The organism is Colwellia sp. SU-HH01217, assembly GCF_057543495.1.
Window position 1 is genome coordinate 212935 of record NZ_BAAJLX010000005.1, and the last position, 11996, is coordinate 224930.

14 protein-coding genes are annotated in these 11996 nt (G+C 37.9%); all 14 read right to left on the reverse strand.

The window, feature by feature from the left end:
• Positions 1-88: 88 nt before the first annotated feature.
• Positions 89-577 carry a P-loop NTPase family protein gene (locus AC27G3_RS08815; RefSeq protein WP_487120735.1) on the reverse strand — a complete coding sequence of 163 codons (489 nt, stop codon included), beginning with the start codon at positions 575-577 and terminating at the stop codon, positions 89-91.
• Positions 578-590: 13 nt separating this feature from the next.
• Positions 591-1238 (reverse strand): hypothetical protein, encoded by a 648-nt coding sequence (locus AC27G3_RS08820; protein WP_487120737.1) that lies wholly within the window; start codon positions 1236-1238, stop codon positions 591-593.
• Positions 1239-1303: 65 nt separating this feature from the next.
• Positions 1304-1639 (reverse strand): hypothetical protein, encoded by a 336-nt coding sequence (locus tag AC27G3_RS08825; protein WP_487120738.1) that lies wholly within the window; start codon positions 1637-1639, stop codon positions 1304-1306.
• A 68-nt stretch (positions 1640-1707) separates the two neighbouring features.
• A complete protein-coding gene (galE, locus tag AC27G3_RS08830) occupies positions 1708-2724 on the reverse strand; it encodes a UDP-glucose 4-epimerase GalE (RefSeq protein WP_487120740.1) in 1017 nt (338 codons plus the stop codon).
• Between the two features lie 36 nt (positions 2725-2760).
• Positions 2761-3738, reverse strand: coding sequence for a DHH family phosphoesterase (locus AC27G3_RS08835; RefSeq protein WP_487120741.1), 978 nt, complete (start codon positions 3736-3738; stop codon positions 2761-2763).
• 47 nt (positions 3739-3785) lie between these two features.
• Positions 3786-4412, reverse strand: coding sequence for an adenylyl-sulfate kinase (gene cysC, locus AC27G3_RS08840; RefSeq protein WP_487120743.1), 627 nt, complete (start codon positions 4410-4412; stop codon positions 3786-3788).
• A gap of 53 nt (positions 4413-4465) precedes the next feature.
• Positions 4466-6193, reverse strand: coding sequence for an SLC13 family permease (locus AC27G3_RS08845; protein WP_487120745.1), 1728 nt, complete (start codon positions 6191-6193; stop codon positions 4466-4468).
• Positions 6194-6262: 69 nt separating this feature from the next.
• Positions 6263-7666 (reverse strand): sulfate adenylyltransferase subunit CysN, encoded by a 1404-nt coding sequence (gene cysN, locus AC27G3_RS08850; protein WP_487120747.1) that lies wholly within the window; start codon positions 7664-7666, stop codon positions 6263-6265.
• Positions 7667-7786: 120 nt separating this feature from the next.
• Positions 7787-8686 carry a sulfate adenylyltransferase subunit CysD gene (gene cysD / locus AC27G3_RS08855; protein ID WP_487120749.1) on the reverse strand — a complete coding sequence of 300 codons (900 nt, stop codon included), beginning with the start codon at positions 8684-8686 and terminating at the stop codon, positions 7787-7789.
• Between the two features lie 146 nt (positions 8687-8832).
• Positions 8833-9828 (reverse strand): AgmX/PglI C-terminal domain-containing protein, encoded by a 996-nt coding sequence (locus AC27G3_RS08860; protein WP_487120751.1) that lies wholly within the window; start codon positions 9826-9828, stop codon positions 8833-8835.
• Between the two features lie 2 nt (positions 9829-9830).
• The gene (locus tag AC27G3_RS08865) at positions 9831-10388 is read right to left on the reverse strand and encodes an ExbD/TolR family protein (RefSeq protein WP_487120753.1); all 558 of its coding nucleotides are present in this window, start codon (positions 10386-10388) and stop codon (positions 9831-9833) included.
• A complete protein-coding gene (locus AC27G3_RS08870; RefSeq protein WP_487120755.1) occupies positions 10385-10927 on the reverse strand; it encodes an ExbD/TolR family protein in 543 nt (180 codons plus the stop codon). Before AC27G3_RS08870 ends, AC27G3_RS08865 begins: the two co-directional genes overlap by 4 nt.
• A gap of 2 nt (positions 10928-10929) precedes the next feature.
• Positions 10930-11583 (reverse strand): MotA/TolQ/ExbB proton channel family protein, encoded by a 654-nt coding sequence (locus AC27G3_RS08875; protein WP_487120757.1) that lies wholly within the window; start codon positions 11581-11583, stop codon positions 10930-10932.
• Positions 11584-11607: 24 nt separating this feature from the next.
• Entirely contained in the window at positions 11608-11994 is a 387-nt protein-coding gene (locus tag AC27G3_RS08880) for a hypothetical protein (RefSeq protein ID WP_487120759.1), read from the reverse strand.
• Between the last annotated feature and the right edge of the window lie 2 nt (positions 11995-11996).

An 11996-nucleotide genomic window follows, 5' to 3' on the forward strand; every position in this document is an offset into this window, starting at 1 on the left:
ATTAAAGCAAGCTTATTTTAATTGTAGCAGGTCCCATTTCGTACCGTATAAATCTTTAAATACAACAATGCATATTAGGAAAGGTTAACTAAATGATTGATAAATTATTGGTAATCATCTTTTTGTTACCAGTAAAATTGGTATAGAAATTTTGATGAGCTTTAATTGAGCAAGTATCATCTCTTTTTGCATATTGGGAAATCCAATCGATTAACATGGATAAGTTTTCATCTTGAGCTTGTTTAGATGGATATTTATGAGGCTCCCAAGGACGAGATTTAGCATTAGAAATACAATGTTCAATGGGTAAATTCATAAATATGGCATCAGTTGCATAAGGCTTTGCTAACAGTAACAAATCGCTATAACAGCCCTCTATAACCCAAGAGTCATTAGCTGTTATAAATGCAATAATCTCGGCTTTAGAATCCAACAAGTTTTTTCTTGTTGGTGGGGTTGTAGCTTCCCATGCAAGTACGTCTAAATCTAAATGTGCTAATCCAAACTCATTACACATTTGTTTGGCAAGTGTTGATTTCCCAGAAGCTGAATTACCAAAAATTAATACTTTTTTCAAAATTACAATCGCCTTATTTAAACTGACTATTTTTTATCAAGCTGAGGCCTAACCAGCTGAACCATACAATTTGGCTAACGCCAAAAATTTCGGTAAGCACTTGCGCAGGGTAAATAGTGAGAATACCAACACTACCGACAAAAAGACCAAAGTAGCTAAGCAGTTTAGATAACTTATCTGCTTTTAAGGCCGCTAAGCTTATTAAAAACACCCATAAGCCTCCCACTACTTCATTTCCGCCACCTAGCCCCTCAACTATTGCGTTGATTGTATGCCAAACAGTCATCGCTCGTTCTGGATCCTTCACAGACAGTTCCAATACGCTAACTAAACCTATATTGGCAATCATCCCACTAGCAATAACTAATCCCACCCATATAATTCCAAAGACAGAAGCAATTTGTGAAAGAATGGGACTACTTGCTTTTAAGCGCTCATAAAGTGCTAAAACTAAAACAGCCAATAATATGCCAAAAAGGACATACATAGTGAGATTTACAACCGACAATATCGTTTTATTTTCAGCTAAAAATGCAAACTGTTGTATGGTATTAACATCAACAGGAAAGCTCCAAAACACGCCGAAAAAAATAAAAGCTAATACGTATATAAGAGATTCTAGAAGCGCTGAAACGCCTCCTAACTTTTGTAGGTTTTTCACACTACACACTCCAGATTAATAGTCACTTCAAACAAGTAAACGAAAGCTTTGGTTAGCGTTATGCTTTAAAGATTCTTTGATAGTTTTGAGGGATAATACGACTGAAACCTTAAATCATCACTGCTTTTTATAAGCAAATGCACTTCCTCTGGTTTATCCCATTGCACCTTTGAAAACTCTTCAATAAACTCATCTAAATCCAAATAATCAATTGCGGCGGCAAAAATATCACAACTAATGGTCTTGTGGCCACCTACACTACCCTCTATAGAATAAAGCCTCGTACCTTGATATTTCTTAGATAAATACTCATTGAGTTGATCTACACTACCATAATCGCTATTAATCCATGCTCCGTCATGTATAGCGGTAGTTAGAATAACATTAGTAATACAAGTCATTTATGCGGCATACCTCAACAGAAATTAACATCTTAATCAGAAACAACGTTTTAATAAAAGTATATAACTTAGCTGTCTTCAAAACCATTCGGGTTATTAGACTGCCAACGCCAAGTGTCTGCAATCATGGTGTGTAAGTCACGAGTTGCCTGCCAATTTAAAAGCTCGCTAGCAATACTCGCATCGGCAAACACCGTTGCTATATCTCCTGCACGTCGCGGTACAATTTTATATGCGATTTCTCGCTCGCTTACTTGTTTGAAAGTATTTACTATATCTAATACCGATGTGCCTTTACCTGTACCTAAATTAATAGGTTGGCAACCGCTAATACTATCAAGACTTTCTAATGCTTTAACATGACCTAACGCTAAATCAACCACATGAATGTAGTCTCTAACGCCTGTGCCGTCATGGGTGTCATAATCGTCACCAAAAATTTGCAGTTGTGCTAAACGGCCAACCGCCACTTGAGCAACATAAGGTAGTAAATTGTTGGGAATACCGTTAGGGTTTTCACCGATTAATCCTGAGTCATGAGCACCAATTGGATTAAAGTAACGTAAACAAGCAATAGACCAATCACTGTCACTTTTGGCGAGATCGAATAAAATATTTTCAATCATCAACTTGGTTTGACCATAAGGGTTAGTTGCAGACGTGGGCATACTTTCATCTAGAGGTGAAGGATTAGTCTCACCATAAACCGTCGCTGACGAGCTAAAAACGAGTTGTTTCACCTGATACTTTGCCATTGTTTCTAACAAAGTAATCGTACCAGATACGTTATTATGGTAATAACTTAAAGGCAGTTCATTAGACTCACCTACGGCCTTTAAGCCCGCAAAATGAATAACCGCCTTTATAGAATGCTGCTGGAATACTTGCTCCATCGCCTTTTTGTCACAGATATCCGCCTGAATAAAGGTCACGGTTTTACCTGTGATCTTTTTAATTCGCTCAAGTACTTTAATGGAAGAATTTACTAAATTATCAACAATAACAATATCTTTGTTCAATTTTAGTAATTCAACCACCGTATGGCTGCCAATATATCCTGTGCCACCCGTAATTAATAAACTCATGCTATTCCCTTTCTATTTGGCTTATTCGTCTGTGACTTATTTAAGTGATGAAGAATTGTCTGCATAATATTGTGTCATTGTATTAATAAAACCTTCAAGCATTTCTTGAGGTAAATTATTAATTCCTGCGGCTCCAGCCCTACCGCCCCCTGTTGGGAACTGAATACAAATTTCATCCGCCCCTTGTTTGTTATCAAGAGGGGCTCTTACACTGACCGTATAAGTAGCATCGGTATTTAAGGTTAACACGGCATGTGCTTTATTTGGCGACTGATTCGCTAATTCATTACCAAACACGCCACTAACTCGTCTTGCCCAAGCTTCATCGTCGAGTAATACGGCTTTACAAATTGAATTATCAGCGAGTACGGTGGCTGATTGTGCTTTTGCCATATCTTGATGATAAGCTGATGCGAGTGTCGTAAAAACAGAGTCTTCTTCATTCACTAAAGTTAACGGATCTGTGTATTGACGCAACAAACTGTACAACTCATCGGGTTTAAAGTGCAAATCGTCAACAGTTCTACCGTATCCGTTATAATTAACATAAACACCTAACTGAGCAAGTTTCTCTTCTTCAATAGCCGTTAAACCTTGTTGTTGTGATAACTTTTTAGCTGCTTGTTTCATATTATCACCAAAGGCGGCAACAATAGCCCAATTCACAAATTGCCCCTTTAATAACTCATTCACTAATAAGCTAGTACAAGTGTTAGCATCGGTATTAATTAACGTAGTTAAATGGGTTGATTGTGGAATTTCACCTGTGCGGTGATGGTCGACATATAAAACATCAACTTTATTCGCTAATAAAGTTTTTAGTGGCTGCACATTTTTTTCTAAAGAAATATCTAACACGGTAACAGAATCAACCGCTTTGCCTTCAAGTTGTTTCAGCAAACTAATATCGCGTTTAACACCAGTAATTAGTACTGACTCTTTAGGTTGGGCTAAGCGCAGCTGAACAAGCGCAATAATGCCGTCGGCATCTCCGTTAAAAACATCGTAATGCATGAGTTATCCTATAACTGTAATTTTTACTTTAAATGCCAATTTTGGTACTAGTGCTTATCTTCAATAGAGATAAAGCCTTGTTTGATCAAATGCTCGACTATTTGCTGGGCACATTCTTTAATTGAATTTTCAGCGGTTTTTACATGAATCGCCGGCGATTGAGGTACATCGTATGTAGAATCAATACCGGTAAAGTCTTTAATCTCACCTTGGCGTGCTTTTTTATAAAGTCCTTTGGGATCGCGTTGCTCACACACTTCAATTGGTGTATCGATATACACTTCTATAAACTCTCCTTGCTCCAACAAGTTCGCAGCCATAGCGCGATCACCAGCAAAAGGAGAGATAAATGCTGTAGATACAATTAATCCAGCATCAAGAAAAAGTTTCGCGACTTCGCTAATACGGCGTATATTCTCGATACGATCAGTATCGCTAAAACCTAAATCACCATTAAGGCCATGACGAACATTATCGCCATCTAATAAGTAACTATGGCAACCTAGTTCAAATAATAAAGCATCTACTGCATTAGCAACGGTCGACTTACCTGAGCCACTTAAACCGGTATACCACAATAGACAAGGTTTTTGCTTTTTAAGTGCCGAGCGTTGAGCTTTATTGATGTGTTGCTCATGCCATACGGTATTTTCTGTTTTCATCGTTGTGCTCATTTTATTCTCTTAGGGTCAAATTTATTGAGTAATACCAATTGTGTTTAATCTTATCAAAATGGAAAAATGATGGGGATCATTATTAACACAATCACACTGTAGGTTAACGATACAGGCCAACCAAACTTAACAAAGTCAGACAATTTATAGTTGCCCGCGTTGTACACCATAATATTGGTTTGGTAACCATAGGGGCTGATAAAACTACCACTTGCCCCAAAAGCAACAGCCATAACAAAAGGTAATGGATTAACACCAAGTCCAATAGCTAAGCTATAAGCAATAGGAAATATAAGTGCTGCTGCTGCACTATTGGTTACTAGCTCGGTTAAAACTAATGTCACAATAAAGATGCTAATCAGAGCAATATAAGCACTTTGATCATTTAACAAGAATTCTAATTGTTCTGCAAAAATTTGTGCGACACCACTTAACTCTAATGCTTTAGCCAAAGTGAGAGCGCCAAGTACAATCATCCATATTTCTAATGGAAAACGCCTTTTAACTTCATTGACGGTTAAACAGCCTGTAAATAATAATGTTGCTACATAAAACATTAGGCATTTAAGTAAACTAATTGAAGTAAAAACAGACACAGCAATAGCGCTAATAAAGCCAATAACAGCTAAATGGTCACGCCAACCGACCAACATATTAACAGGTTGATGACCCGATAAAATAAAGAAATTTTTCGATAAGTTAGTACGCGAGCTAAAATCTTTACCAACCGCTAACACTAATAAGTCGCCCGATTGGATAACTATCTCACCAAGTTTTCCAGATAAAGCGCCGCCATCACGCCTAATAGCAACGACTGCGGCATCAAACCTTGCTCTAAAACCTGCTGTTTTTAAGCTTTTTCCAATAACAGCAGAATCAGGTTTAATCAACACTTCGGTTAAATTATCTCTAAGTAAGCCATCTTGCTCAGCGAAAAGTGTTAAGCCATCAAATTGTTGTAAAGTAAGTACTTTTGAGACATCACCGTTAAAAATGAGCTTATCGCCACTTTGAATACCTTCATCTGGCGCAACGGGCGAAATAAGTCGACCTGCTCTGATAATTTCTACTAAAAAGAGTGAATCTAAATTACGTAAACCATTTTCTTCAACGGTTAATCCAATAAGTTTAGAAGCTAGGCCAACCTCTGCTTCAACAAAATAATCGTTACTGTCAATTGTTGACAATGTCATATTCGGCAATGAATTAGCTCGAATAAATATCAAGGTAATACAAGCAATTAATGCAGTTATCCCTATCAAGGTAAAATCAAAAAAGCCGAACGACTGTTCACCGTGATCAATCCACATACTGTTCACGATCAAGTTAGTTGAAGTACCAACTAAAGTTAATGTACCACCAAGAATAGCCGCGAATGACAACGGAATTAACAATTTTCCAGGATTAATTAAGGTGTTTTTTTTAACGGTAGCAATCAGCGTAGCAACAACCGCAGTATTGCTCATTAATGCGGATGCAAAAGAAGCGTAAATTAGCGTTTTAAAAGTAGATTTAAACTTGGAGCCATTAATCATACGTGCTGAAATTCGTCGTAGCACGCTGGTGCGCTCAAATGTAAAGGAACAAAGCACCAATAGAATTAAAGTCACTAAGCCCGGATTGACTGCATTAAGTAAGATATCGTCAGCACTAACAAACGAACAAGCTAAACAAGCAATCGTAGCTGCACCAAATACACGTTCGGGGGCTCGTTGGTAGGTTAACAGGCCAACAAAAGTTGCTAAAAATATAGCCAACATAAGGTACTGCATTGCTGCCATTGACCTAAACCTCAATAAAAAAGCAAATAGCGATAAACAAGGGTTTACCGCTATTTGCTTAAAGTAGCATTAACCTTTTAACAGATCTCTAGCACCCCAATGAGGGTAATGCTTGCGAACCAATGCATTAAATTCTAGCTCAAAAGGTGAAAACGCTTGGCTTTCTTCTTTCTCAATTACATTGTTGATCATCCCTGCACCAACTGTAATATTGCTAAGTCGATCGATGATAATAAATGCGCCAGTTGATTTATTTTGAGCATACTCGTCAAAATGTAGAGTTTCAGATACCTCAAAATCAACAAAGCCAATTTCATTCAATGCTAATTGAGACGCATCAATTTTTTCCATGGTATTAACATCAACTCGATGATCAACTTTAAGCGCGTGTCCCGTAGTCACCTTGCTGCCGTGCTTAATATAATATTCACGACCTGCACCTAATTCATCTTCATGCATCCAAACAACGGTAGCATTAAATTCTTTTGCGGACGTAGGTAAACCACCTTTTTTAACAATGGTTTCGCCACGACTGATATCAATTTCGTCGGTGAGTGCTAACGTTACCGCCATGCCTTTATCGGCACGTTCTAATTCCCCTTCAAAAGTAACAATCGATTTAACCGTGCTTTCTTTGCCAGAAGGTAGTGCAACAATAGTATCGCCAACACGAATATGACCAGAAGCAACAGTACCTGCAAAGCCTCTAAAATCAAGATTAGGACGGTTTACATACTGCACTTGGAATCTAAAGTCAGTAAAAGACTCATCAGCATTAACATTGATGGTGTTTAGTAACTTCATTAACGTGGCACCAGGGTACCAAGGCATATTAGGGCTTTCTTCTACAACGTTGTCGCCTTTTAATGCGGATAACGGAATAAATCTTACATCGGTAAAGTTTAAATCATCAGCAAACTCGCGATATTCTTTTTTAATTTCTTGGTAACGTTCTTGACTATAATCGACTAAGTCCATTTTATTCACCGCGACCAGTACATGTTTAATGCCTAATAACGAACAAATAAATGAATGACGACGTGTTTGTACTTGAACGCCGTAACGCGCATCAATCAAGATAATAGCTAAATCACAAGTCGAGGCGCCTGTTGCCATATTACGAGTATATTGTTCATGACCAGGGGTGTCGGCAATAATAAATTTACGTGTGTCTGTTGCAAAATAACGATAAGCGACATCAATAGTAATGCCTTGCTCTCGCTCAGATTGCAAGCCATCGACCAGTAATGCAAGATCAACTTCTTCACCTGTGGTTCCCGACTTTTTACTGTCTTGGGTAATTGAAGCAAGTTGATCTTCAAAAATCATTTTCGAGTCGTGTAGTAAGCGTCCTATTAGGGTACTTTTACCATCATCAACACTGCCACAAGTAAAGAAACGGATCATTTCTTTATTTTCGTGTTGCTTTAAATACGCTTGAATATCGTTTTCAATTAAGTCGTTCTGACTCATCTTCTTTCCTTCTGATAAAGCTCAACGTTTATTTCTGATAAAGTTAAACTTTAGCTAACTATTTTTGACTAAAACCCACACATTATATGTGCGAATCGAGATGCTATTGTAAAAATGGGCTTAGAAGTAACCTTCCATTTTTTTCTTCTCCATTGAGCCTGTCGAATCATTATCAATGACTCGACCTTGCCGCTCAGAGGTTTTAGTTAATAACATCTCTTGAATAATTTCGGGCAATGTTGTCGCAGTAGACTCTACTGCGCCAGTTAATGGGTAACAACCTAATGTGCGAAAACGCACACTTTTCATCATCACTTCTTCACCATCTTCAATTGGCATACGGTCATCATCTACCATGATCATTACACCATCACGCTCTACAACTGGGCGCTCTTTGGCTAAATAAAGTGGAACAATATCAATATCTTCAAGGTAAATATATTGCCAAATATCAAGTTCTGTCCAATTTGATAAAGGGAAAACTCGAATACTTTCGCCTTTATTTACTTTACCGTTATAAATATTCCAAAGTTCTGGACGTTGTGATTTAGGATCCCAACGATGGTTTTTATCACGGAAAGAATAGACACGCTCTTTAGCTCGCGACTTTTCTTCATCACGACGTGCGCCGCCAAATGCAGCATCAAAACCGTATTGGTCAAGTGCTTGTTTCAGCCCTTGAGTTTTCATAATGTCGGTATGTTTTGCACTACCATGAACAAAAGGACTAATCCCCATTGCCATGCCTTCAGGGTTTTTATGAACTAATAACTCAAAACCATACTTTTCAGCCATTTGATCGCGAAAAGCGATCATCTCTTTAAACTTCCAGTCAGTATCAACATGAAGTAAAGGAAATGGAATTTTTCCGGGTGCAAAGGCTTTACGAGCAAGGTGTAACAATACTGCAGAGTCTTTACCTACAGAGTAAAGCATTGCCGGATTATCAAATTCGGCAGCTACTTCGCGAATGATATGAATAGATTCAGCTTCTAGCTTTTGTAGATGAGTTAAGTTCATTGAATTTTATACTAACTTTGATAAAAATTTATTGACGCTATAATGCCATAGACTTTAAAAGCTCGCTAGTTAACAAACCTATTTTATATAACTAAAAGTTATACAAAAACTAGCAATCCAACAAAAAAGCTATGAAATAACCAGTATTAACTAGGTAAAAAATCAACCGCCCAGACAGTTGTCATTACAGAAACTTCTTCTTCGGTAAATCTAATTGACTTTAAAACTAAGGTTAACTGTCGCTCTAGTTTTTTATTGTTCAATTTGCTTGAGGTAATAACTACTTTACTTACCACGCCATTAGGTTGAATTTCAATATCGAAGAGTACTTTACCTTTTAAGAAAGGATCTTTTCTTAATGCTCTGTTATATAACGCGTATAGTCTCGACTTGCTTGACTCTAGCGTGCGACGCAAAGCCACCTCAGAGCGAGTATTGCCACTACCGTCTAGATTATTACCTTGTGCTAGTTCATTGGCTTCACTCGCTTCACGGGCTAAGACCTCTTCCTCTGCTAATCGAATGGTTTGCGTGTTTCGGCTACTCAACTCATCACTTTGCACTGTATTAGTGACGCTTGCTGCCGCTAATGTTGTACTTTGTTTATTTGTTTGGCTTGCGAGTAATTTACGCTGAACGTTAACCGCTTCGTTATTACCTTTTATTAAGGTCGTTTTTTTCTCTGGGGTGATATATGCATCTCTCATTGAGAATAAATCATCTTTCATTGCCGCAAGTCCTGAAGACGCGGCTTTTTGTTTAGCTATGGCTCGCTTTGTTGGTTCAACTGGCTTGGGCTCTGGTTTTAGTTCAGGTTTAAGCTCTGGCTTCTCTTCTGGCTTAATTTCTGGAATAACTTCTTCAATAGGTTCAACTTTACGAACCTCTGGTGGTGGCAACTGCTTTTCTTTTAAAATAATTTTTGCTAACTGCGGTGGCATTTTCTCTTGCACTTCTCGGGTCACCACAACTCGCTCTAAAAAAGGAACCGCAACACCAAAAATTAAATAGATAACGAGTAAGGCGATCAGTACTTTAGAGAATATTTTATCCTGTGAATCAATACCTAAATCCGCGCTAAAGCGTTCACTATCTGGTGATAAGTCAGTATAAGAATGAGCGTTTAAGGTAGCTGAAGTCATAATTACCTCATACCTTTTGACTGTATTACTTGGTTTGACTGGTTTGGCTGCGCAGATAGTTGCTCAACCGCTAATGACATATTTCTATAATCACTCTCAGCACAAGCTTGCATAATTTGTTTCAATAAAGAGTAAGGAATACTCGCATCACCAATAATAGTAACGGCTTTGCCTTTTTCTTCTTCTTGTTTTGTTAATTTAAGGCGTTTACTTGCTTGATAGTTTAATTCTTTGGTAATTGCCTCAATTAACGCGACTTGTTCTTCCTCTTTCATTGCCGAAATAATTTTACCCGATGATAATACGGCTCTTTCTTGTACTAATACGTTATTTGGCAAAACAGTTATTACTAAGTTTTCAGCAGGAAGTTCTTGTGCTAAAGAGACGGGTAACTTGATCTCTTTAGACGTTTGTAACACGCGTACTTCTGATTGATTAACCATTAAAAAGAACACCAAAATGGTAAAAATATCCATCAAAGCAACCAAGTTCAATTGGTTGGTTGGACCAAAACGCTTATGATGTTTAGCTAATCGTTTTGCTTTGGCTGATTGTTTCATTGATTAGCTCCTGTAGAGGAGTCAGTGTTATTTTCTGTAGTAGGCGCATCTCCTAAAGAAATTAAGGGGAATAATTCTGCATCCACTAAATTAGCCGCAACAACTGCTTTAAACGAACGCACCGTATCCATTGCCGAGACTAATGTTTGATAATCTACTGTAGGCGACAATAAAATAACAATGTCATTTTTATCTATTTTCTGTTGTTGAAAAGTTAGTTTTAAATCTTGTAAATAAATCGACAACGCTGAAAAATCATAGCCCTGCTCTTGTTTAGCAAAGTTTTTTAATAACACGCCTTCGGGGTAATTAAGCGAAAACCCTTGTTCGTTAATCACCAATTCTAATGACTTTTTGGCCTCTTCATCTTGAGAATCAGTTTGCTGGGCATTAATGGGGAGTTGTAAGTTTAAAATTCTTACTTGAGAAAACACCATACCCAGTAATAATACAGGCACAAGAATAACCATCAAATTCATAAATGATGTAATGTCTAACTCAACCTCTTTCCCGCGATTACGGCGGCGGCGATTAATCATGGTTAACGGCGACTTTCTTCTGATTGTGAACCAAATGACAATGAATTGAGCAGTTTAATACCTGCCATTTCCAATGAGTCTACAATGGCAGCAGTTTTCCCTTGCAAGTTCGCGTGCATCAAAATTAATGGAATTGCGGTAATCAAACCAAATGCGGTGGTATTCATCGCGACCGAAATACTGGCAGAAAGTAAGGTAGCTTTATCAGCAGGATCCGCCGTTGCAACAGCAGAGAAAGCGGCAATTAAACCCATTATCGTGCCTAATAGTCCAAGTAAAGTCGCAATGTTAGCGAGTACGGCTAAAAATGGCGTGCGTTTTTCAAGGCGTAACATATACTCCATCATGGTTTCTTCCATGGCATATTCCACATCTTCTCTGCGTTTTACTTGAGAAAGACGCGCAATACCCGATTGCAGTACATCAAATACCGGGGCTTTATTGGTTTTTGCTAACTGGCTTATTTTGTCAGTGTCACCTTGTTTCAGTGCGGTTTTAACTAAAGCGAACGCTTTTTTATTTGTGCTTAGTACTGCACTTAAATACCACCATCGTTCGATAGCTATCGCTAAACCCACCACTAAAACTAGCGCAATAGGGTAAATAAATGAACCGCCATCTTGTAAAAAAGCGATCATAGAATCGATAAAACTCATTGTTATTCCTTATAAATTAATTTATTACTTACTATCCAAGTCTTGATGATAATCTAGCACTTGCTGTTTAAATTTTTTCGGGTGTATCGGCTCAAAAGTTGGCATAACTACTGTGCGCTTAGTGCCTTTTATTGTTATTGGCTTTTTAATACCTTGCCAAGGCATTATATATAAGACTTTCGGCTGCTCTTGTGAGCCTTTAACTTGAGAGTTTATAATAATTTTCGTTTTATCTACTGTTGTTTGTTGAGTAACTCTCTCTTTAGCCGGTTCTTCGGCTTGTACTTGCGAGGAAAGCAAAACTACAGCAACAAAAGTGCAAGCGACTATACCTCCAAGTAAGTTGTCAAACAAGCAGCCTAATAAACAAGTATGAATACGTTTTAACTGAACATTGTTGAATGTTGTCATCT